The organism is Nonomuraea phyllanthi (assembly GCF_006334985.2).
In the GTDB taxonomy this organism is placed as follows: Bacteria; Actinomycetota; Actinomycetes; order Streptosporangiales; family Streptosporangiaceae; genus Nonomuraea; species Nonomuraea phyllanthi.
In genome coordinates, this window is the sequence record NZ_VDLX02000025.1 from 17,585 (window position 1) to 38,406 (window position 20,822).

The following is a 20,822-nucleotide window of genomic DNA, read 5'->3' on the forward strand; positions in this document are numbered from 1 at the left end:
CGGCCGGCGCCGGACGACGAGGCGATGAGGGCCACCGACATGCCCGCCGACACGATGACGGACGATCCGCTGGCGACCCTGCGTCCCCGCGAGTCCCTTCGCGACGCGACGGTGCGACGGCTGCACGCCGCGATCATGTCGGGCTACCTCCAGCCCGGCACCGTCTACTCCGCCCGGGCGCTCGGCGCACAGCTCGGAATCTCCGCGACCCCCGTCCGTGAGGCGATGCTCGACCTGGTCAAGGAAGGGCTCGTCGAGGCGATCCCCAACAAGGGATTCCGGGTCGTCCAGCTCACCGGCACCGAACTCGACGAACTCATCCAGCTGCGCGAACTGATCGAGGCCCCCACCGTGCGGCTCATAGCCGAACGGGGCATCGACGACAAGGCGGGCCTCGACGAACTGCGCGCCATGGCGGACGAACTCGTCCGCACGGCCCGGGACAAGGACGCGATCGGGCACAGCGCCACCGACCTGCAGTTCCACCTCAAGTTGCTGTCCTACGGCAACAACCAGAGCCTGGTGAACACCGTGCACAGCCTCCGGGTCCGCTCGCGGTTGTACGGCATCGCCAGACTGGCCGAGCGCGGGGAACTGGAGGCGACCGCCCGTGAGCACGCGGAGCTGATCGACCTGATCTGCGCGCGTGACGCCGACGGAGCGGAGGCGCTCATGCGCCGGCATCTCCGGCACGTGCGCGGCGTGTGGGCCACGGGGGACACCACGGCGGAGTGAGCCCCGCGCCGCGGAAACCGCGCGAGGTCAGGACCGCCGTTCCGTCAGGTGCAGAGCGAGCTGGGTGCGATCACGCAGCCCCAGCTTGCGCAGCACGCTCGAGACGTGGTTCTTCACCGTGCCCTCGGTGATGTGCAGCCGGGCGGCGATCTCCCTGTTGGCGGCCCCGGCGGCCACCATCCGCGCCACTTCGCGCTCCCTGCCGGACAGCAGGTCCTCGCCGGAGAACGCGCCGTGCGCCGGTGTCCGGCGCAGGTTGGCGACCAGCCGGGCGGCGACCGGGCTGCTCAGCACGGTCTCGCCGCGGCCGGCGCGCAGCACGGCCGCGACCAGTTCGTCGGGGGAGCAGTCCTTGAGCAGGTAGCCGACGGCGCCGCCGCGCAGCGCCCCGAAGATGTAGTCGTCCTCGTCGAAGGTGCTGAGCACGATCGCCGCCACCCCCGGATGCTCGGCCGACAGCCGGGTGATCAGCTCCACGCCGTCCATGCGCGGCATCCGGGCGTCCACGAGCGCCACGTCGGGTCTGGTCTCGTCGATCGCCGCCAGCGCGGCCACCCCGTCGGCGGCCTCGCCCACGACCTCGATGCCCTCCTCGATCTCCAGCAGCTTGCGCAGTCCTTGCCGCATCAGCTCCTGGTCGTCGACCAGCAGCACCCGGACCGCGCTCACGACGGCAGCTCCGCGCGCAGTTCGAAGCCCACGGCCTGGTCGCCGCTGATGAGCCTGCCGCCGAGCGCCGCGACCCGGTCGCTCAGCGAGCTCAGCCCGAAGCCCGAGCCATGGCCCTGGCCGAACCCCTTGCCGTTGTCGGCGACCACGAGCACGATCCTCCTCCTGTCGAACGTCAGCGTGCCGCGCACGGACGTCGCTTCCGCGTGCCGTACGGCGTTGGTGAGCCCCTCCTGCAGCACCCGGTAGAGCACCAGTTCGGTGTCGGGCGCCAGCGGGCGTTCCATCCCCTCCACCTCGAACGTCACCGTGACACCCGTGCCGGAGAAGGAGTCGGCGAGTTTCTGCAGCGCGGCACTGCCCAGGTCGCCGTCGAGCGCCAGAGGGCGCAGCGCGCGCACCCACCGGCGGGCGTCGGCCAGCGCCGCCTGGGTGAGGTCCTTGGCCTGGTGCACCTCTTCCCAGGCCGCCTCGGGCCGGCGCTCGCGGAAACGCTCGGCGTTCTCCAGACCCAGTTTGATCACCGTCAGATGGTGGCCGATCGAGTCGTGCATCTCCGCCGCGATCCTGGCGCGCTCCTCGGCGACGGTCAACTCCCGCACCCGCTCGGCGAGCCGCCTGGCCCGCAGCACCGCCGACGCCATGCCCATGGAGAAGGCGCTGAGCACCGCGATCGCCGCCAGATCGACCAGCGCCTGGACGAACGTCCTGCCGAAGAACAGGGGAGGGACGATGACCAGGATCGCACCGAAGGCGGCCAGGGTCGCGCCGGCGGTCCGCATGCCGTACACCAGGGCGAGGTTGGCCATGCCCAGGAGCGTCAAGGGCGCGTGCGTGCCCGCCGCCCCGACCAGCCCCAGCGCGAAGGAGCCCGCCAGGAAGACGGGGGTGGCCAGGAGCCGGCCGCGTCCGGGCCGCCACGGCATGACCAGCCACAACCCGCACAGCAGCACGACGTCGGCGAAGAACAGGAGCCGGTTGACCACGCCGCTGGGCAGCATCAGGTTGACCGCGACCGTGGCCCCGAGCACCAGCCAGAACACCACGCTCAGGAGAGGGGGCCGATCGGGGTCACGTAGCCATGCCATACGACAAACCTACGGTTCCGCCGGGCACCTGTGATCCACCGAAGGTCACCATGACGTTGGTCATGGTGAGTTCTATCTCTGGCTCGATGCGCCGCGCGTCCGCGCTTTCCTAGCGTTCCCGGTATGAGAACTCTCCGGACCGTCCTGCTCGCCATGGTGCTCATGTTCGCGCAGGCGATCATCGGCTCCACCCTCCCGTTACTGTTCCTCGACCGGACGAGCCCGCTGGTGAGTCTTCTCGGCCCGCTCGGCATCACGCTCACCGCGCTGCTGCTCGTCTACGTGGTGCGGCGATTCCTGGACCGGCGGCCCTGGTCGTCACTGGGCTGGCACAGACCGTGGCACCTCCTGCTCGGCGTTCTCGCGGGTGCGCTGCCGATCCTCGCCGCCTTCGGGACGGCCATGGCCATGGGGGCCGGAACCTGGGTGCCGGTGGACGCCTCCGTCCTGCTGGGTCAACTGCCGCTGGGCGCCGTGTTGCTCCTGCTCAACCAGGCCTTCCCGGAAGAGCTGCTCTGGCGCGGCCACGTCTTCGACACCCTGTCACAGCGGCTGTCGCCGCGAGCGGTCCTGATCATCACGTCGGTCGCGTTCGGCTCCATGCACGTCTTCTCCCAGGGCTCGGGAACCACCATCGGCGACAAGCTGCTGTACGTGCTCATGGCCACGGCGCTCGGTTTCGCGGCCGGGGCGGCGCGGGTGCGCGGCGGCGGGCTGTGGATGGCGGCCGGCGTGCACCTGGGCTTCCACCTGGGCATGCGCAGCATGCCCGTGAAGCCGGAGAACTTCGGCGTCCTGCTCGTGCTGATGGCCATCGGGCTCGCGCTGGCGGGAGCCGTCCTGCTCAGGGATCAGGGCGTCTTCAGGCGGAGTCCGCGGGCACGCGACCAGGTGGCGACCTGAGGACGCGTCTACCGGGGGCCGACGACGTGCTGGCGCTGGCTGCCCAGGCCGTCGATGCCGAGCTCCACCACGTCGCCCGGCTGGAGCCAGATCTGCGGGTCGTGGCCCATGCCGACGCCGGGCGGGGTGCCGGTGTTGATGAGGTCGCCGGGCTCCAGGACCATGAACTGGCTCAGATGATGGACGATCACGTACGGGTCGAAGATCATGTTCGCGGTGGTGCCGCTCTGGCGGCGCACCCCGTTGACGTCCAGCCACATGCCGAGGTTCGTCACGTCGGCGATCTCGCCGGGGGTGACCAGCCAGGGCCCGGCCGGGTTGAACGTCTCGGCGGACTTGCCCTTGCTCCATTGGCCGCCGCGCTCCATCTGGAAGGCGCGCTCGCTGACGTCGTTGACCACGCAGTAGCCGGCGATGGCCCCCTTCGCCTCCTCGGCCGAGCCGAGGTAGGAGCTGCGGCGGCCGATGACGATGCCGAGCTCGACCTCCCAGTCGGTTTTGGTGGAGCCGCGCGGGATGCGTACGTCGTCATTGGGGCCGACGAGCGTGTTGGGCGACTTGGTGAACAGGATCGGCTCGTCGGGGACCGCCTGTCCTGTCTCGGCGGCGTGGTCGCTGTAGTTGAGGCCGATGCACAGGATCTGGTGCGGCCGGGCGAACGGCGCGCCGATCCGCTCGCCGGCGAACTCCCGGGGCCGACCGGTGGCGACCTTCTCGGCGAGCAGCGCGACGCCGCCCGCCGCGAAGAACTTCTCGTCGAAGTCGGGCGTGACGTCGGAGACGTCGATGTAGTGCGTCTCGTCGATGCGGACGACGGGCTTCTCGGCGCCGGGCGCGCCGATGCGCATGAGGTACACGGGTGTCTCTTTCCGAAGGGGTTTCAGCAGGGCGTGGGCATCCGAACCTGGCTCTCGCGCAGGACGTACGGGTCGGCCGAGGCCGGGGTGGCCTTCACAGGGGCTGCCTTCCCGTGACGACGGCACGGATGGCGGCCACGTCGTCGATGAGCGCCCGCAACGGGGTCCGGTAGGCCAGGCCGCTGACGCTGATCGCACCGCTGGGCATCGTGGGAGAGGTCAGGTAGGCAGGCACCGCCAGGCAGTTGACGCCCGGCTCGCTCTCCTGATCGTCGGTGGCGTAACCCTGCTCGCGAATGCGCTCCAGCGCGGCGTGCAGGCCCTCGACGGTGGTGATGGAGCGCTCGGTGCGGCGCTCCAGCACCCGGTCGCCCACCCACGCGCGGACCGCGTCCGCGTCCGGAAGGCGGTGGGCGAGCAGGAGTTTGCCGACGGCCGTGCAGTGCGCCGGATTGCGGCCGCCGACGACCGAGGTGAGCCGGACGGCGCCGGCCGCCGGGTCGAGCTTGGAGCGGTAGACCACCGAGTCGCCGTCCAGCACCGCGTAGTGCACGGTCTCGCCGTACCGGTCGCACAGCGCCTTGAGCAGGGGGGTGACCCGCACATGGTCGGGCCGGGCCTCGTGATGGGCGAAGGCCATCCGCAGGAACTCGTCGCCCAGCACGTACCGGCCGTGACCGTGCCGCGCGGCGAACCCGGCACGGCGCAGCGCGGCCAGCGCGCGGTGCACGGTCGGTTTCGGGCTGGCGACGGCCCGGGCCATCTCCTCCAGCCCGATCCCGTCGGGATGGCGCGCCAGCTCGGCCAGCACCGCCAGCACGCGGTCGGACCCGACGAGCTTCGGCTCGTCGATCAGCTCGGACATGTTCCGAATACTAGATCGCCATTCCATGAAACGGAAGTTCTTCTCGAAGCGGATTCCGCCCACGCGAAGTTTGGGTTACTCTTCCCGTGGTTTTCATAATTCGGATCGATGTTCCAATTAATGGAAGATTCGGTGGCTCATGGCGGGAAGCTCGGCTTCTTCGTCGGTTCCAGCGGCGGCCACGTACCGCGCGAATCACCCTGAAAGGACTCCTCATGCCCCGCACCGCCCTCATCACCGGCGGCGTCAGCGGCCTGGGCAAGGCCGCCGCCATCCGTCTGGAAGCCGACGGCGTCACGGTCGTCACCCTCGACGTGACCGACGGCGCCGACCTGGTCGTGGACGTCAGCGACCCGGCCGCCGTCCAGGCCGCCGCCGACGACCTCGGCCCGATCGACATCCTCGTCAACTCCGCCGGAATCGTCGGCCCCAACGCCCCGCTGTGGGAGCTCCCGCTCGACGGCTGGCAGCGCACCTTCGACGTCAACGTGAACGGCATCTTCCACACCTGCCGCGCTTTCGTCCCCGGCATGCGCGAGCGCGGCTGGGGCCGCATCGTCAACCTCGCCAGCATGGCCGGGAAGGACGGCAACCCCACCATGGCCGCCTACTCCGCCAGCAAGGCCGCCGTCATCGCCCTGACCAAGTCGCTCGGCAAGGAGCTGGCCACCAGCGGTGTCCTGGTCAACGCCATCGCCCCGGCCGTGATCGAGACCCCGATGAACGCCGACACCGGCCCCGAAGCCCTGGCCCACATCACCAGCCTCATCCCCATGCGCCGCGTCGGAAGGCCCGAGGAGGTGGCGGAGCTCATCGCCTGGCTGGCCTCCGACAAGGTCAGCTTCTCCACCGGCGCCGTCTACGACATCAGCGGCGGAAGGGCCACATACTGACGGTCCGCTTCGCCGTCCTCCGGCCCGCTCGCCGTGCTCGCGCGCTCGCGCCGACGCCGGCTCCGGAGTTGCGCTCGATCCGAGCTCCCCGCACGCTCCGGGGGGCGACTGCCGTTGCGGTGTCGACCTTCGACGGGCGAGCGCTCGCGATCGTACGACGCGCGAGTCCGGGACAGGTCGTCATCCGGGTGTGGGCCGAGGGCTGCGCGCCGGTCGAGGCCGGCCACGTCAGGCGGGTTCCCCGGTGCGGGCCAGCCACGCCGTGGCGCCCAGTAGCGCCGCCGTCGCGGCGGCGACCCCCGTCAGGCTCGCCGGATCGGTGAACCACGACGGCATGACAGCGACGACGAGGAGCGGCATCAGGACGGCAGCGGTACGGCGGCCCGTAGTGAAGCGCAGCGCCATCACGGCCACCGTGCCGAGGGCGGCCAGCATCAGGGCGGCCCCGAAGACCTTGGGCAGCAGGACGCCTCCGACGCACGCGGCCAGCACTCCGCCCGCCCAGAGCAGCAGCCGCCGAGACCCCACCGGGCCAGGACCGGGCGACGGCGCGAGGGTCAGCATCGCCGCGCAGACGCACGCCGGCAGGGCGGACAGCAGCATGCTGGCAGCGATCACCGGCCGCCCCGAGACGAGAATCACGTCGCCCACCACCATGGTCCCTTCGGGAAGGGACAGCAGCTGGACCAGTTGCATCGTCGCGTGCAGCGCCGCCAGGGCCCACGCGCAGGCGATCGCCGCCCACCGCCGCCCCAGCCACGCCAGCAGCACGACCAGCCCGTACGGCAGCGCATCGACGAGCACCGGGACGGCCAGGTCGAAGGCGAACCGTCCGGCGTACCCGGCGACGCGGAACAGGCCGGCGCCGAACAGGACGAGAGGGGCGAGAAGGGCGGCCAGGTCGACGGCGGCCCGCCAGACCCGACGCGACCTGAGCGGCACGACCCGGCGCAGCCGGATCGCCAGGCCACCGCGCACCAGGTCAAACGCGTCCCGCACGGCAGGGCGGTTCCGGCCCGGAGCCGAGGCCGCCAGCAGCACGGCGAGCATCTCCTCCTCGTGCTGCGCCCTGTGGTCCTTCGGGTACCAGGCCAGCAGCCGGCGGTAACGCCGTTCCAGCGCGGTCACGACGCCCCCTCGAGACCCGGCCGCGCGGCCGGCCCTCGGCGCAGCCGCGCGGCGGCGGTGTCGGCGTTCCGGCGCAGCCGTTCGGCCTCGGCCGACAGCCGGGCCGCGCCCCCGGCGGTGAGGCGGTAGTAGCGCCGGGCCCGGCCGTCGACGACCTCCTCGTGGTCGGTCTCGATCAGCTGCTCGCCCTGGAGCCGATCGAGCGCAGCGTAGAGCGTGCCGGCGCGCAACCGCACGCGCTCACCGGAGATCTCCAGGACATCGGTGATGATGCCGTAGCCGTGCTGCGGCCCGGCCGCCAGGGCCGTGAGGATCAGGAATGTCGGTTCCTGCATCGACCTGTTCTTCATGTGAACGATATATACCGATGATCTTACTATGATGCAACCGGAGCGGAATCGTGGGTGCGCGGGCCAGGAACTTCGGCCTCGCCCAGGGCGGCTGGGGTGGTCGCTCGCGTTCGCCGCAACGCTGCCCGGAGACTTCGAGGCTTCTCCCTCAGACGTGAGGTGACCTGTGGAACATGCACGACCGTCGCCACTGAGCACGGGCAGGTCCGTGGCGCGAAGGTGGACGGGGTGTCGGTCTTCCGCGAGATCCCTTACGGAGCCGTGCGGCGCCGGCTCCCGAACGTCGGACAGTGACCGAGCCCGACGCCGCCGGACCACCTGCCGGCGCCTCCACAGCCGCAGTGAGCGCGTGCCTCCCCCTCATCGCGACGGGGAAGGGGCAGCTCATCGATCAGCCCGCCTCCCACTGGGAGTCGTCCTGCCTCCAGGCGAGCCTGCCGACCACACCGACGACACCGTTGACCCGGCCCGCCATACGGACGGCGATGGCGGCCTCGGTGTGGCGCTGCATCCAGCCGGACAGCGTCACAATTGGCTCGCAAGGAAGACCAATTGTCGCGCATTGGCTCTGTTGCCGGACCACTATGAGGGCAAGGATCGTGGCATGACCACTCGACACGAAGATGTGCGCGATCTTGCCGCGGTCTCGGTTCCTGACGCCATCGGCCGGCTCCCGGGCCCCTTCCAGCAGCACAACCTGGCGATGGTGAATGACACCACCGTCGTACGCCTGGCCCGATTGGAGGGCGAGTTCCCCTGGCATCACCACGACGAGGACGAGCTGTTCCTGTGCTGGGACGGCAGCTTCAGGATCGACCTGGAGGGGCGGGACCCGGTGGTGCTGAAGGCGGGCGAGTTGTTCGTCGTTCCCCGGGGGATGCGACACCGCCCCGTCGCCGACAGGACCGCCCATGTCCTGCTCGTCGAGCACCCGGACACCAAGCAGTACGGAAACTGACGCAAAGCCCCCGCCGATGCGGCGAGCGGGCTCAGTTCCGGGCCAGGACCACCTTGAGCGCTCCGGTCGTCCGGGAATCGGAGAACGTCCGGTAGCCCTCGTCCATCTGCTGCAGGCCGAAGCGGTGGGTGATGAACGCGGCCGGGTCGAGGCGCCCGGCGGCGACCATGTCCAGCAGGGTCGGCGTGGAGTACGTGTCCACCAGGCCGGTGGTGATGGTCACGTTGCGGATCCACAGGTCCTCGAGGTGCAGCGTCGCCGGCGCGCCGTGCACGCCGGCGTTTGCCACGTGCCCTCCCGGTCGCACCAGGCGGGTGCAGAGCTCGAAGGTCTCCGGGACGCCGACCGCCTCGATGGCGACGTCGGCGCCCAGGCCGCCGGTGAGGTCGGCGACCGCGGTCCGGGGATCGTCATCGGCGCCGACGAGCATGTCCGCGCCCAGCCGTTCGGCGGCCTCCAGGCGGGCCGGGACGGGATCGACGGCGACGATGTGGCTCGGCGTGAGCAGGCGCGCGGTGGTGATCGCGGCCAGCCCGATGGGGCCCGCGCCGACGACCACCACGGTGTCGCCGGGCCGGACCCGCCCGTTCAGCACCCCGACCTCGTAGGCGGTGGGCAGGATGTCGGCCAGCATGAGCGCCGCCTCGTCCGTCACGCCGTCGGGCAGCGGGTGGGTGGAGGTGTCGGCGAACGGCACCCGTACGTACTCCGCCTGGGCGCCGTCGACGCGGTGGCCGAGGATCCATCCTCCACCGCCCAGGCACTGGCCGTACGCGCCGGTGCGGCAGTAGCGGCAGCGCCCGCAGGCGGTGATGCAGGAGACGAGCACGCGGTCGCCCTCCTTGACCGTCCCGACCGCGCTCCCGGTCACGGTCACCGTGCCGACCGCCTCGTGGCCGAGGATCCTGCCCGGCTCCACGGCAGGGACGTCGCCCTTGAGGATGTGCAGGTCCGTGCCGCAGATCGTGACGGCGTCCACGCGGACGACTGCGTCGGTCGCGTCGACGACCCGCGGATCCGGAACGTCCTCCCAGGAGCGGCGGCCAGGCCCGTGATAGACGAGTGCCCTCATGGCGTGTCCTCCTCGTGTGCCGGCTTTCACGCTCGCCGGTGACGGTGGCGCCCGACCAGGTGCGAAGGTCCCTTCCGTCGGTGACCTCGGCCTACCCCCACGCGAGGGGTTCATCGCCACCACCCACTGCTTCGGCGTCCGGTACGAATTGATCGCGGATGCCTGCCCGGCCGCTCCGCGGGAGCATTCAGGTCTGCCGTGGGTGACGCCACTTCGCGTCGGCCCGCTGCCAGGCGAGATCCCAGTCCCTGTAGCGAGCCCGGTCCAGCCACCGTCGCGCGCTCACGAACGAGCCCAGAGCCAGCAGCCCGGCACCGAGCACGATCAGCGTGCCCACCGCCACCCCTCTCATCAGCAGGACCGCCGGGTCCGTGGGCGGCGAGGCAGGCGTACCGGAGGAGTCAAGCCACACCACCACCGACGAGCCCGCCCTGGCGAGTGCGGGCACGGGCACGTCGGCGACCTGTTCCCGGCCCGTGGAGGTCGTCCAGCGCGCCGTCGCGGTCGGCCGTCCGGCGGGGACCTCCGTGAAGGAGACGCGCGCCGCCGGGGCGTCCTCCAGCAGGGTCGCCGTGACCTGGTGGCGGGCGGCGGCGCTCTCGTCCCGCAGCGCGCTCTCGTAGGCCAGCCGGCCGGTCAGCACCGCCGGCCAGACACTGACCAGCACCAGCAAGAAGGCGGCCAGCACGACCGCGGACTCCCGCCGGTCATGGCGCCGGCGCAGGGGGTTGCCGTCCGGGCGGTACAGGCGCGTACGCAACATCAACGGATTGGTCGAACTTTTCATCGTGTGACCTCCTTGGTCATCACCGTGAGAGGCGCCTGCGCGAACCGGCAGGGCTGAAAGACTCTGCGAAGCGGGACTTTCGTCCTTCACCGGGGACCGGTCCGGCGCCCGATCCGTGACAGGACGTCGCCGTTCGGGACGAAGCCCGCTCCATCGATGTCCTTCGCCTCGGTGCATGACCCGAAGGTGGCGATGTGCCGGCGGCCGTGGAGCCTAGTGATCCTCGTCGAGCAGCGCCCGGGCCGCCGCGACGTCGGTAATGATGACGTTGACCCAGCCGCCGCTGATCGCCGCGCGGATGGCCGCGTGCTTGCGTTCGCCGCCGGCCATGCCGATCCGGCGCGGGATCGTACGGAAGGCGTCCGGATCGATGCCGACGACCCGGCTGTTCAGGTCGCTGCGGATCAGCTCACCGGCCGCGTCGAAGAACCGCTGGCAGGCGTCGCCGACCGCGTGGGCGGCGATCAGGTGGTCCTGGTCGGCCGGGGCGATCGCGTTGCCGCTGTCGCGCAGCAGCGGCGAGGGCTGCACGCTGCCGATGCCGACCAGCGCCATGGTGAGGTTGCGCCACTCCTCGGCCACCGACTGCATGGCCGCGTCGGTGACGTCATGATTCGGCTCAGGGAATCTCGACCTTACAACGGTTTGCGATGGGTCGGTCGGCGAAGACCCCCTGGTAGATGTCCTTGATGTTCCAGTGGCCTGGCGTCGGCACCGGTTCGTTCACCATGGGAACGCCGATGCCGATGAACGTCGACGGGGCGACCGCGGTGGTCTACGCCGAGCTGGGCTTCCCCGCGCCCCTGGCGCGCGGGCCCTTCGTGCTCAGCAGATCCGCCGGGATCTTGGCCCACGCCTGGGAGGAGTCCGGGCAGGGGCGGCGCAACAGGGGGCCGATCCCGCCGTCCATCCTGCCGGCCTGGCTCTGAGCCGGGAAGGAACGCCCGCGCGGACCCCGGCATGGCGCCGTAAGCAAGGTTAGCCTAACCTTTGTTCCATGACCGAGGAGATCTCTCTCCGCGGCGCGGAGCTCAACCTCAGCTATCACGGCACCACCGTGGTGGAGGAGGGGCGCATCACGCTGCGGCCCGGCCACGTGACCGCCCTCGTCGGCCCCAACGGCAGCGGCAAGTCCACGCTGCTGCGCGGGCTGGCCCGGCTGCACCGTCCCGACAGCGGCACCGTGACGTTCGGTGACGGCGCCGACGCGCTGGATCTGTCCGCCCGCGAGTTCGCCAAGCAGGTGACGCTGCTGGCGCAGAGCCGCCCGACACCGGGCGGCGTGCGGGTGCGCGACGTCGTCGAGTACGGACGCCACCCCTACCGGCGGCGCTGGCGGGCCACCGACCCCGAGGGCGCCACCGCCGTCGAACGGGCGATGCAACTGACCGGCGTGACCCCGATGGCCGAGCGGCCGGTGGACGAGCTGTCAGGAGGCGAGCTGCAGCGCGTCTGGCTGGCCACCTGCCTGGCCCAGGACACCGGCATCCTCCTGCTGGACGAGCCCACCACCTTCCTCGACCTGCGCTACCAGGTGGAACTGCTCGACCTGATGCGCGACCTGGCCCAGGAGCACGGGGTGGCCGTCGGCGTCGTCCTGCACGACCTCAACCAGGCCGCCGAGGTCGCCGACCACATCGTCCTGCTGCACCGGGGCCGGGTCCGCGCGGACGGCCCGCCCGCGCACGTCCTGACCGAGGACCTCCTTACCGACACCTACGGCATCCGCATCGAGGTCAGCCACGACGACACGACCGGCACCCTGACCACCCGGCCGATCGGCCGCCACAGCAAGACCCTGCACGCGACGACATGACAGGAACCCCCATGCGCACCGCCCTGACGGCCATCGCCGCCATCGCCCTCCTTGCCGCCTGCGGCACCACCGAGGCCCCTGTGACCGAGCAGGCTCCCGCCCCCGCGGGCGCCACCTCGGCCGCTGCCGCCCCGATCACCGTGACCGACGCCCGCGGCAAGCAGGTCACGCTCGACCGCCCCGCGACCAGGGTGGTCAGCCTGGAGTGGGGCGAGACCGAGATCCTGGCCGGCCTCGGCGTCATGCCCGTCGGCGCGGCCGACGTCAAGGGCTACGGCACCTGGGTCACCGCCGCCAAGCTCGACGCCTCCGTCAAGGACGTCGGCACCCGGCAGGAGCCCAGCGTCGACTCGATCAGCGCCCTGGAGCCCGACCTGGTCGTCATGGAGTCCGACGACGAGGAACTGGCCGCGCAGCTGGAGAAGTTCGTCCCGGTCCTGGTGGCCAAGGGCAGCGACGCGAGCGACAACCTCAAGCGCATGCGCGACGACGTCAACATGATCGCCACCGCCACGGGCAGGACCGACGCCGCCGCCAAGCTGCTGAGCGACTTCGACGCCGCGCTGGCCGACGGCAAGGCCAGGCTCGCCGCCGCCGGCGCGGCCGGCAAGCCGTTCATCATGGCCGACGGCTGGAAGCAGGGCAGCACCATCAGCATCCGCCTGTTCGGAAAGGGCGCGCTGGTCTCCGAGGTGGCCGGGCAGCTCGGGCTGACCAACGCCTGGACCGGCAAGGTGGACGGGGAGTGGGGCCTGGGCACCACCGACGTCGAGGGACTCAGCGGGCTCAAGGACCCCGACATCCGCTTCTTCTACAACGCCTCCGACGGCGAGGACGTCTTCGCCGACGGCCTGGCGGACAACGCCATCTGGAAGTCGCTGCCGTTCGTCAAGAAGCAGCAGGTCACCAAGCTGCCCGACGGCATCTGGACCTTCGGCGGGCCCCTGTCGTGCCAGCAGTACGCCGACACCCTGGTGAAGGCGTTCACGGCTTGAGCACGACGGACGTCCTGACCCCGGCTCCGCCCACCACGCCGCTGCGGCGGCTGGGCACCGCCGGGATCCTCCTCCTCGCACTGGCCGCCACCGTCCTGGTGGCGGCCGTGCACCTCACGCAGGGCACCTCGTCGATCGGCGCGCTCGACCTGCTGGCGCTGCCCTTCGGCGACTCCGGCAACGCCGAGGAGGCCGCCCGCGTGCTGCTCGCCTCGCGGCTGCCCAGGCTGATGGCAGGCCTCTGCGTGGGCGTCGCGCTGGGCGTCGCGGGCGCCCTGTTGCAGGCGATCGCCCGCAACGCCATGGCATCGCCCGACACGCTCGCCGTCAGCTCCGGCGCCTACCTGGCGGTCGTCGCGGCGTCCGCGTTCGGGCCGGCGCTGCCCGTCCCCGTGTCGGGCGGGCTCGCCCTGCTCGGCGGGCTGGCCGCCGCCGCGCTGGTGCTGGCCCTGTCGGCCGGCGGGCGTACCGGCACGACCCGGCTGATCCTGGCCGGCACGGCCACGTCGCTGGCGCTGTACTCGCTGACGAACCTCGTCATGATCCTGTTCCAGCAGGAGACCACCGGCCTGTTCGCCTGGGGCAGCGGCTCGCTCGTGCAGAGCGACCTGGCCGCCGTCACCCAGCTCGGCCCGCTGATCGTGCTGGCGCTGGCCGCCGCCGTGGCGGCCGGACCCCGGCTGGACATCCTCGGGCTCGGCGACGACGCCGCGACCGTGCTCGGCGTGAACGTGCGGCGGCTACGCCTGTGGCTGACACTGCTGGCCGTGCTGCTGGCCGCCGCCGCGGTGACGATCGCCGGGCCCATCGGGTTCGTCGGGCTGTGCGCGCCGGTGGTCGTCCGGCTGCTGCCCAAGTCCATCCCCGGGCTGCACCGGCACCGCGTCCTGCTACCCCTGTCCGGGCTGGCCGGGGTGCTGATCGTGCTGGGCTCCGACATCGTGCTGCGGGCCGTGCTCGGCGCCCAGGCCGGAGTGGAGGTGCCGCCGGGCACCGTGACCACCGTCCTCGGCGCGGCCGTGATGGTCTGGCTGGCCCGCCGCTACCGCGACGCCGGCCCGACCCGCAGGCCGCCCGAGGCGCGCACGGGCGCGGCCCGCTCCCGGACCGCCTTCCTGGTCGTGGTCGCCGTCTGCGCGGTCCTGCTGGGGGGCGCGCTCGTGCTGGGCCTGCTGGGCGGCGACCGCTGGCTGCTCACCGGTGACGTGGCCAACTGGCTGCAGGGACGCAGCGGTCGGGCGCTGACCTTCGTCCTGGACCAGCGCTGGCCCAGGGTGCTGGCCGCCGTGCTGGCCGGGGCGGCGCTGGCCGTGGCGGGCACCGCGGTGCAGGCCGTGTGCCGTAACCCCCTGGCCGAGCCCGGCGTGCTCGGCGTCACCAGCGGAGCGGGCGTCGGCGCGGTCGCGCTGCTCACCTTCGCGCCGCTGGCCGGGATCTGGGCGATGTCCGCGGCGGCCGGCCTGGGCGCGGTGGCCGCGTTCGGCCTGGTCTACGGGCTGGCCTGGCGGGGCGGGCTGAGCTCCGATCGGCTGGTCCTGATCGGCGTCGCCGTGCAGGCCGCCTGCACCGCGATCACCGTGCTGATCATCGTGCTGTCCGACCCCTGGGACACCGCCAAGGCGCTGACCTGGCTGTCCGGCTCCACCTACGGCCGCGTCCCGGTGCAGCTAATCCCCGTCGTGCTGGCGCTGGTGACCGTGGTGCCCCTGCTGGCCTGGCTGCGCAGGGACCTCGACCTGCTGTCCCTGGACGAGGACACGCCCCGCATCCTCGGCGTGCCCCTGGAGCCGGTCCGGCTGGGCGCTCTGGCCGGCTCCGTGCTGCTCACCTCCACCGCCGTCTCGGCCGTCGGGGTCGTCGGCTTCGTCGGCCTGGTGGCCCCGCACGCCGCCCGCGCCCTGGTCGGTGCCCACCACGTACGGGTGCTGCCGGTGGCCGCGCTGCTCGGCGGGCTGCTGGTCAGCCTCGCCGACACGCTCGGCCGCACCGTGATCGCACCGGCCCAGGTGCCCGCCGGCCTGGTGACGGCCCTGATCGGCACGCCGTACTTCCTCTACCTGCTGTGGCGTGCCCGTGCCTGATCACGGCTTGCCGCCCTGCTCGATCCCGAGCCACGCGCGAGCCCACCTACCATGGGAAAGAGATAGGCGAAGGGGCAGGGCGAGGGTTGGTTCCGATGGGCGGGCCCAAGACCACCGGCGACGGCTCCGGCAGCGGATCCGGATGGCCGTCCCTGGGGGCGAACACGCCCATCGCAGTGGTGGATGCTCATGGCAGGATCCTCCTGTGGAGCCCGCAGGCGCAGGCCCTTCTCGGCTACCCGGCGCGCGAGGCCTGCGGACGGCCCGCGGTGGACCTGCTGGCCACACCGGAGGATCGGCAGGCGGTGGCCGCCGTCGAACGGCAACCGGCCGGGAAGAGCTGGGACGGCGTGCTGGGCATGCGGCACCGCGACGGGCACGAGGTTCAGGTGACGCTGCGGGTGTGCCCGGCGCTGTCCCCGGAGGGCGGGCGCGGCTGGTTGGTCATGGCCGCCGATGCGCATCGGGCTCGTCGGGAGGCGATGTACCAGGGAATACTGGAGGCGCTGTTCACCCAGTCCCCGATCAGCGTGGTCGTCGTGGATCCCGAGCTGCGCTACCTGTGGGTGAACGCCGAAGCGGAGCGCGATATCGGTGCGCCGGCCGAGCGGCTCGTCGGCCTGCGCATCAGCGATGCCGTACCGCACATAGACGTCGAGGGGCTCGAGGCGACTCTGCGCCGGGTGCGCGACACCGGTGAGCCGGTGATCGGCTTCCAGGTGCGCGGCCGCACTCCGCGCCACCCCGACCGCGAGCGTGCGTGGTCGCTCTCTTCCTTCCGGCTGACGGACCCGGCCGGCCAGACCCTGGGGATGTGCCTGGCGTCCGTCGACGTCACCGACGGCTACCGGGCCCAGCGGCGGCTGGCCCTGGTGAACAAGGCCAGCGCCCGCATCGGCACCACGCTGGACGTGACACGCACCGCCCAGGAACTGGCCGACGCGGCCGTTCCCGCGCTCGCCGACATCGTCAGCGTCGACCTGCTGGAGGCGATCTTCCAGGGGGAGGAGCCGGCCCCTTGCCCGCCCGGCGAACAGGTCCTGGCCCGCCGGACGGGAATCCGCACGCTCTCCGAGCACGCTCCGGAGGCCGTGTACGCGGTGGGCGAGACGGTGGCATACCCCTGCGGCACCCCTCAGGCCTGGTGCCTGGCCATCGAGAAGCCGGTCCTGGTGCCGGCCCTGGACACCGGCCAGTGGTTCGCCTTCGATACGCGAAGGGCCGAGAAGATCCGCGAGTTCGGGATGCACTCGCTCATGGTGGTGCCGCTGCGGGCCCGCGGGGTCACGCTGGGCCTGGCCGGCTTCGCCCGCTACCGGGATCCCGAGCCCTTCGACCAGGAGGACCTCGCCCTGGCTGAGGATCTCGCCTCCCGGGCCGCGGTGTGCGTCGACAACGCCCGCCGCTACACCCGCGAGCACACCACCGCCCTGGCCCTGCAGCGAAGCCTGCTTCCCCGCGACCTTCCCCGCCACCCCGCCGTCGAGAGCGCCTGCTGCTACCTGCCCGCCGCCACCCACCTCCACGTGGGCGGAGGCTGGTTCGACGTGCTGCCTGTGTCCGGCGCGCGCGTCGCCCTGATCGTCGGAAAGGTCACCGACCATGGCCTGCACGCCGCCGCCACCATGGGGCGGCTGCGCACCGCCGTCCACACCCTGGCCGAGCTCGACCTCGCTCCCGAGGAGGTCCTCACCCAGCTCGACGCCCTCGTCATCCGCCTCGCCCAGGAAGACCCCACCATCGAGGGGGCCACCTGCCTGTACGCCGTCTACGACCCGATCGCCGGAACCTGCACCCTGGCCCGGGCCGGCCACCCGCCCCCTGCCGTGGTCCACTCCGATGGCGCGGTGGAGTTCCTCGACCTGCCGCCGGGCCCGCCCCTGGGCCGGGGCGGGCTGCCCTTCGAAACCGCCGAGTTCCACCTCGCTGAAGGCACCCTGCTGGCCCTCTACACCGGCCTCACCGAGGCCGGACTCGACCGGCTCGCCGGCACCCTGGCCGGCCCCGGCCGGTCGCCGGACCAGTTCTGCGAAGCCGTGGAGGCCGTCCTGCTGCCCGAGCGCCGCGCCGAGGACGTCGCCCTGCTGGTGGGCCGCACCCGCCGCCTGGGCGCGGATCGGGTCGCCTCCTGGCGGCTGCAGGCAGAGCCCGCCCTGGTCGCCGATGCCCGCGCCCTGGCCGCCGGGCAGCTGGGCGCCTGGAATCTGGAGCCGCTCTCCTTCACCACCGAGCTCATCGTCAGCGAGCTGATCACCAACGCCATCCGCCACGCACGTGGCCCCATCGAGCTGCGCCTGATCCACACCGACGTCCTCATCTGCGAGGTCTCCGACAGCAGCCTCAGCGCTCCGCACCTGCGTCGGGCCCGCCTCAGCGACGAGGGCGGCCGCGGCCTGTTCCTGGTCGCCCAGCTCACCTCCCGCTGGGGCACCCGCTACCGCGCCGACGGCAAGACCATCTGGGCCGAGCAGCCCCTCCTCCCCGGCGGGGAACCGCCCGTCCTTGATGCGGCGATCTGGGACACGGTGCTGGAGAGCTGACATGAGGCGGCACCGGATCTCCTGCCCGGCTGCCCGCTGATGACCCTCTCCGCCACGGGTCCCGGGTCAGTCCTGGACCGCCACAGGAGCCGGGCGGGCGACGGTGGTCAGGCGGGCCGCCACGTCGGCCAGGTTCAGCCTGTTGGCCTGCTCCACCCGGGCCACCAGGTCGGCGGGGAGGGCGGAGATGCCGCGGAGCGCGCCCGCGATGGCCGCCGCCATGCAGCCGACCGTGTCCGAGTCGCCCCCGGCGGTGGCCGCGGCGACCGCCGTCCGGAACGGGTCGCCGCCCGCTGCCACCAGCAGGCCGATGGCCGCCGGGCACGCCTCGGCCGCGGGCAGCCCGGTGCCGATGACGGAGGCGATCCGCTCGATGGCGTCGTCCAGGTCGCGGGACTCGACGGCGAGCTTGACGGCGAGGTCGATCCGCTGGGCGACCGAGGGCCCGGGGACCTGCCGGCCCTGCTCGGCGCCCAGCCGCTCGCCGAGCTCCGCGCCGTGCCGGGCGGCCCGGACGACCTGGAACAGGTCCGCGCCGTCCACGCAGGCCATCGCGGTGGCGGCGGCGATGGCCGCGGCCCCGGCGACGCCGATGTTCGTGTGGTGACTGGGTACGCAGGTCAGGTGCGCGGCCCGGACGGCGCCCTCGATGTCCCCGGGGTGCACCAGGCCGGCGGGGGCGACCCGCATGGCGCCGCCGTTGCTGGCGCCCTCGCTCATGATGCGCCCGGTCCGGCCCACGTCCCAGGGGTCGTCGCCGGCCTTGAGGCGTTCGATCGCCCGGCGCGTGGTGGGGCCGGCGAAGTGGGGGAAGTAGTCGGGGTTGCCGGACCAGCCGATGAGCAGGTCGGCCATGACCTTGGGGGTGACCTCGCCGCCGTGCTCGATGAAGGCCTCGGCCAGCAGCAGCATCTGGCTGGAGTCGTCGGTGATCTGGGCCGGCCCGCGCCCGACCGCGTACGGTGCGTCGGGCAGCGGCGCGTGGAAGCTCTCCACGCGCCGGCCGAACAGCCGCCGGATCTCCGGGATGGAGCGTTCCTCGGTGGGGGCGCCGAGCGCGTCGGCGATGCAGGCGGCGGCCAGGCTGCCGTGGATGCGGTGCAGAAGTGTGGTCATGGGTTTCCTTGTAGACGGGGCGCGGGGTCGAGGGTGACCTTCCGCGCGAAGGTCTCGACACCGGTGCCGGCATCGAGGTAGGCACGTGAGCCGAGGTGGCCGACGCACAGGGACGCGGTGGCGACCCCGGCGCGCAGGCTGTCGGCGAGGGAGCGCCCGAGGATCCAGTACCCGGTGAACGCCCCGGCCAGCGCGTCGCCGGCGCCGGTGGTGTCCACGACCTCGATCTCAGGCCCGCGCGCGGACCAGCTCTCCGTACGGCTGTAGCAGGAGGCGCCGTCGCGCCCGCCGGTCGTCACGACGGCGGTGGCGCCGGCGGAGACGAGGAGCTCGGCGCAGCGCACCGGGTCGCCGTCGGCGAGCACCTGGACCGCCCCCTGGTTGCAGAAGACGAGGTCGCTGTGGCGGGCGAGGGCGCGTACCTGGTCCCACCGTCCGGCGACCGCGTCGGGCTCCAGGTCGACGGCCACCTTCGCGCCGCCCGCACGGGCGCGCGCGGCCAGGTCGGTCGCCCAGCCCAGATCGTCCGCGAGCGGGGCGACGACCCGCGCCGTGCGCAGCAGGTCGTCGGAGATCTGGCCGACCTCGGGGATCTTCACCTCGGTCACGGCCCCGACGAGGGATTTCTCCCCGGTGGCGTCGAGCTGGATCACGCAGAACCAGGTGTGCCCTCCGGGGACGGTGATGCTGGGGGAGACGTCCACGCCGTGCCGCGCGAGCCGGTCCAGGGCCTGGCGGCCGGGCTCGTCGGAGCCGACGGCGGTGGCCAGGGCGGCACGCGCCCCGGCGAACCCCGCGGCGGCGGCCAGGTTGGCGCTCATGCCGCCGCCGTGCACGCCGGCCAGCCGCCCGATCGCCTTGTCGTCGGCGCCGGCGATGTGCGGCACCCGTACGAAGTAGTCGACACTGGCGTCACCCACCGCCAGCACGTCGACGGGCCGGGCAGGTGAGGTCGTCATGCGGGCGCCTTCCTGCCGATCAGGTTGTTCAGCAGGGCCGCGCCCACCAGGACCAGGCCGAGGATGCCGGTCTGCACGGAGTTGCCCACCTGCGCCAGTTGCAGCCCCCACGACAGGACCACCACGACCGTGAGCGCCAGCAGCACACCGCTGAGATGGCCCCGCCCGCCGAAGATGTCGATTCCGCCGAGCACCGCGATGGTGATCGCCTGGAGCTCCATCCCGGTGCCGGCGCTGGGCCGGGCGGTGAGCAGCCACGCGTTGGTCACCACGGCGCCGAGCGCGGCCAGCGCGCCCGACAGGAGATAGAGCCGGAACCGCAGTCTGTTCACGTCGAGCCCGGCCAGCCCGGCGGCCCGGTCGCTGGTGCCGGCCTGGTGCAGGCGGCGGCCGAACCCGGTGCGGTTCTGGGCCCAGATGCCCAGCGCGAACATCGGCGCCAGGACCAGCAGGACCTGCGTGGGCACGCCCAGGATCGCGCTCTGGCCGAGGGCCGCGAAGCCCTCGCGGTCGAACCCGCCGAGCTGGCCCCCGTTGGTGAGCACCTGGGCCAGGGCCCCGTACAGGAAGAGCGTGCTCAGCGTGACGATCAACGGCGGCAGGCCGAGCCGGGCGATCATGAAGCCGTTCACCGAGCCGAGCAGGGCGCCGAAGACCACCGTCGCCGCCGCGGCGAGCCACGGGCTGAGCCCGAGGTTCTGGGCGAGCAGGCCCATGAAGATCCCCGACAGGCTCAGCACCGACCCCACGGACAGGTCGATGCCGCCCCGCCCGCCCAGGATGACGAACGCCTGGCCGAGGGCCAGCAGGCCGATGACCGCGCCGTACTGCGTCATCGCCAGCAGGTTGCTCACCTGCAGGAAGTACGGCGACAGCAGGCTCATCAGCGCGCCGAGCGCGACGACGAGCACGAGGAGGAACACCCTGCGGTCGCTCACCCGGTCACGCAGCGATCGGGGGGCCACGGCCCGCACGGCCGGCTCGGCGCTCATTCCCGCGCTCGTTCCTGC

The 20,822-nt window shown here is 72.4% G+C and carries 21 protein-coding genes; 9 read left to right on the forward strand and 12 right to left on the reverse strand.

The window, feature by feature from the left end:
• Positions 1–24: 24 nt before the first annotated feature.
• The gene (locus tag FH608_RS43920) at positions 25–735 is read left to right on the forward strand and encodes a GntR family transcriptional regulator (protein WP_226900448.1); all 711 of its coding nucleotides are present in this window, start codon (positions 25–27) and stop codon (positions 733–735) included.
• A gap of 27 nt (positions 736–762) precedes the next feature.
• Here FH608_RS43920 and FH608_RS43925 read toward each other — a convergent pair whose 3' ends face one another.
• Entirely contained in the window at positions 763–1,404 is a 642-nt protein-coding gene (locus FH608_RS43925) for a response regulator (RefSeq protein ID WP_139636988.1), read from the reverse strand.
• Positions 1,401–2,492 (reverse strand): sensor histidine kinase, encoded by a 1,092-nt coding sequence (locus tag FH608_RS43930; RefSeq protein ID WP_139636989.1) that lies wholly within the window; start codon positions 2,490–2,492, stop codon positions 1,401–1,403. Before FH608_RS43930 ends, FH608_RS43925 begins: the two co-directional genes overlap by 4 nt.
• A 123-nt stretch (positions 2,493–2,615) precedes the next feature.
• Here FH608_RS43930 and FH608_RS43935 point away from each other — a divergent pair, with 123 nt between their 5' ends.
• Positions 2,616–3,395 (forward strand): CPBP family intramembrane glutamic endopeptidase, encoded by a 780-nt coding sequence (locus FH608_RS43935; protein ID WP_139636990.1) that lies wholly within the window; start codon positions 2,616–2,618, stop codon positions 3,393–3,395.
• An 8-nt stretch (positions 3,396–3,403) separates the two neighbouring features.
• On the opposite strand, the gene FH608_RS43940 is transcribed toward FH608_RS43935, so the two are convergent.
• Entirely contained in the window at positions 3,404–4,252 is an 849-nt protein-coding gene (locus FH608_RS43940; RefSeq protein ID WP_139636991.1) for a fumarylacetoacetate hydrolase family protein, read from the reverse strand.
• A 94-nt stretch (positions 4,253–4,346) separates the two neighbouring features.
• Positions 4,347–5,117, reverse strand: coding sequence for an IclR family transcriptional regulator (locus FH608_RS43945; protein WP_139636992.1), 771 nt, complete (start codon positions 5,115–5,117; stop codon positions 4,347–4,349).
• A 215-nt stretch (positions 5,118–5,332) separates the two neighbouring features.
• Between FH608_RS43945 and FH608_RS43950 the strand changes: the two genes are divergently transcribed.
• A complete protein-coding gene (locus FH608_RS43950) occupies positions 5,333–6,010 on the forward strand; it encodes an SDR family NAD(P)-dependent oxidoreductase (RefSeq protein ID WP_139636993.1) in 678 nt (225 codons plus the stop codon).
• Positions 6,011–6,238: 228 nt separating this feature from the next.
• On the opposite strand, the gene FH608_RS43955 is transcribed toward FH608_RS43950, so the two are convergent.
• Together FH608_RS43955 and FH608_RS43960 are read right to left on the reverse strand one after the other, a co-directional pair.
• Entirely contained in the window at positions 6,239–7,138 is a 900-nt protein-coding gene (locus FH608_RS43955) for a hypothetical protein (protein ID WP_139636994.1), read from the reverse strand.
• Positions 7,135–7,473: a PadR family transcriptional regulator gene (locus FH608_RS43960; protein WP_139636995.1), complete on the reverse strand. Its 339-nt coding sequence runs from the start codon at positions 7,471–7,473 to the stop codon at positions 7,135–7,137. The genes FH608_RS43955 and FH608_RS43960 overlap by 4 nt, the downstream gene beginning before the upstream one ends.
• A gap of 619 nt (positions 7,474–8,092) precedes the next feature.
• On the opposite strand from FH608_RS43960, the gene FH608_RS43970 reads away from it, so the two are divergent.
• A complete protein-coding gene (locus FH608_RS43970) occupies positions 8,093–8,446 on the forward strand; it encodes a cupin domain-containing protein (protein ID WP_139636997.1) in 354 nt (117 codons plus the stop codon).
• 31 nt (positions 8,447–8,477) lie between these two features.
• On the opposite strand, the gene FH608_RS43975 is transcribed toward FH608_RS43970, so the two are convergent.
• The 3 genes from FH608_RS43975 to FH608_RS43985 form a co-directional block, all read right to left on the reverse strand.
• Positions 8,478–9,518, reverse strand: coding sequence for a zinc-dependent alcohol dehydrogenase family protein (locus FH608_RS43975; RefSeq protein WP_139636998.1), 1,041 nt, complete (start codon positions 9,516–9,518; stop codon positions 8,478–8,480).
• A gap of 187 nt (positions 9,519–9,705) precedes the next feature.
• Positions 9,706–10,305: an Rv1733c family protein gene (locus tag FH608_RS43980; protein ID WP_139636999.1), complete on the reverse strand. Its 600-nt coding sequence runs from the start codon at positions 10,303–10,305 to the stop codon at positions 9,706–9,708.
• Between the two features lie 213 nt (positions 10,306–10,518).
• Positions 10,519–10,896, reverse strand: a complete 378-nt coding sequence (locus tag FH608_RS43985; protein WP_139637000.1) for a sugar-binding domain-containing protein — start codon at positions 10,894–10,896, stop codon at positions 10,519–10,521.
• A gap of 98 nt (positions 10,897–10,994) precedes the next feature.
• Between FH608_RS43985 and FH608_RS43990 the strand changes: the two genes are divergently transcribed.
• The 5 genes from FH608_RS43990 (at position 10,995) to FH608_RS44010 (ending at position 17,737) form a co-directional block, all read left to right on the forward strand.
• Entirely contained in the window at positions 10,995–11,234 is a 240-nt protein-coding gene (locus FH608_RS43990; protein WP_226900449.1) for a citrate/2-methylcitrate synthase, read from the forward strand.
• 68 nt (positions 11,235–11,302) lie between these two features.
• Positions 11,303–12,121: an ABC transporter ATP-binding protein gene (locus FH608_RS43995; RefSeq protein WP_139637001.1), complete on the forward strand. Its 819-nt coding sequence runs from the start codon at positions 11,303–11,305 to the stop codon at positions 12,119–12,121.
• An 11-nt stretch (positions 12,122–12,132) separates the two neighbouring features.
• On the forward strand, positions 12,133–13,116 hold the full coding sequence (locus FH608_RS44000; protein WP_139637002.1) for an ABC transporter substrate-binding protein: 984 nt from the start codon (positions 12,133–12,135) through the stop codon (positions 13,114–13,116).
• Positions 13,113–15,197 (forward strand): iron ABC transporter permease, encoded by a 2,085-nt coding sequence (locus tag FH608_RS44005; RefSeq protein ID WP_139637003.1) that lies wholly within the window; start codon positions 13,113–13,115, stop codon positions 15,195–15,197. The genes FH608_RS44000 and FH608_RS44005 overlap by 4 nt, the downstream gene beginning before the upstream one ends.
• 95 nt (positions 15,198–15,292) lie before the next feature.
• Positions 15,293–17,737 (forward strand): SpoIIE family protein phosphatase, encoded by a 2,445-nt coding sequence (locus FH608_RS44010; protein ID WP_139637004.1) that lies wholly within the window; start codon positions 15,293–15,295, stop codon positions 17,735–17,737.
• A gap of 66 nt (positions 17,738–17,803) precedes the next feature.
• Here the strand turns inward: FH608_RS44010 and FH608_RS44015 are convergent, their stop codons facing one another.
• From FH608_RS44015 to FH608_RS44025, 3 genes are read right to left on the reverse strand one after another with little or no spacing between them, the layout of a single operon-like run.
• The gene (locus tag FH608_RS44015) at positions 17,804–18,853 is read right to left on the reverse strand and encodes an ADP-ribosylglycohydrolase family protein (RefSeq protein ID WP_139637005.1); all 1,050 of its coding nucleotides are present in this window, start codon (positions 18,851–18,853) and stop codon (positions 17,804–17,806) included.
• Positions 18,850–19,812: a carbohydrate kinase family protein gene (locus FH608_RS44020; RefSeq protein WP_139637006.1), complete on the reverse strand. Its 963-nt coding sequence runs from the start codon at positions 19,810–19,812 to the stop codon at positions 18,850–18,852. Before FH608_RS44020 ends, FH608_RS44015 begins: the two co-directional genes overlap by 4 nt.
• Entirely contained in the window at positions 19,809–20,804 is a 996-nt protein-coding gene (locus FH608_RS44025) for an ABC transporter permease (protein WP_139637007.1), read from the reverse strand. The genes FH608_RS44020 and FH608_RS44025 overlap by 4 nt, the downstream gene beginning before the upstream one ends.
• Positions 20,805–20,822: the final 18 nt, after the last annotated feature.

Coding starts and splice junctions, on each gene's coding strand:
- FH608_RS43935 (WP_139636990.1), top strand. CDS start 2,616: ATGAGAACTCTCCGGACCGTCCTGCTCGCCATGGTGCTCATGTTCGCG.
- FH608_RS43985 (WP_139637000.1), bottom strand. CDS start 10,896: ATGCAGTCGGTGGCCGAGGAGTGGCGCAACCTCACCATGGCGCTGGTC.
- FH608_RS44020 (WP_139637006.1), bottom strand. CDS start 19,812: ATGACGACCTCACCTGCCCGGCCCGTCGACGTGCTGGCGGTGGGTGAC.
- FH608_RS43990 (WP_226900449.1), top strand. CDS start 10,995: ATGTTCCAGTGGCCTGGCGTCGGCACCGGTTCGTTCACCATGGGAACG.
- FH608_RS43930 (WP_139636989.1), bottom strand. CDS start 2,492: ATGGCATGGCTACGTGACCCCGATCGGCCCCCTCTCCTGAGCGTGGTG.
- FH608_RS44000 (WP_139637002.1), top strand. CDS start 12,133: ATGCGCACCGCCCTGACGGCCATCGCCGCCATCGCCCTCCTTGCCGCC.
- FH608_RS43995 (WP_139637001.1), top strand. CDS start 11,303: ATGACCGAGGAGATCTCTCTCCGCGGCGCGGAGCTCAACCTCAGCTAT.
- FH608_RS44010 (WP_139637004.1), top strand. CDS start 15,293: ATGGGCGGGCCCAAGACCACCGGCGACGGCTCCGGCAGCGGATCCGGA.
- FH608_RS43950 (WP_139636993.1), top strand. CDS start 5,333: ATGCCCCGCACCGCCCTCATCACCGGCGGCGTCAGCGGCCTGGGCAAG.
- FH608_RS44015 (WP_139637005.1), bottom strand. CDS start 18,853: ATGACCACACTTCTGCACCGCATCCACGGCAGCCTGGCCGCCGCCTGC.
- FH608_RS43980 (WP_139636999.1), bottom strand. CDS start 10,305: ATGAAAAGTTCGACCAATCCGTTGATGTTGCGTACGCGCCTGTACCGC.
- FH608_RS43975 (WP_139636998.1), bottom strand. CDS start 9,518: ATGAGGGCACTCGTCTATCACGGGCCTGGCCGCCGCTCCTGGGAGGAC.
- FH608_RS43920 (WP_226900448.1), top strand. CDS start 25: ATGAGGGCCACCGACATGCCCGCCGACACGATGACGGACGATCCGCTG.
- FH608_RS44025 (WP_139637007.1), bottom strand. CDS start 20,804: ATGAGCGCCGAGCCGGCCGTGCGGGCCGTGGCCCCCCGATCGCTGCGT.
- FH608_RS43945 (WP_139636992.1), bottom strand. CDS start 5,117: ATGTCCGAGCTGATCGACGAGCCGAAGCTCGTCGGGTCCGACCGCGTG.
- FH608_RS43960 (WP_139636995.1), bottom strand. CDS start 7,473: ATGCAGGAACCGACATTCCTGATCCTCACGGCCCTGGCGGCCGGGCCG.
- FH608_RS43970 (WP_139636997.1), top strand. CDS start 8,093: ATGACCACTCGACACGAAGATGTGCGCGATCTTGCCGCGGTCTCGGTT.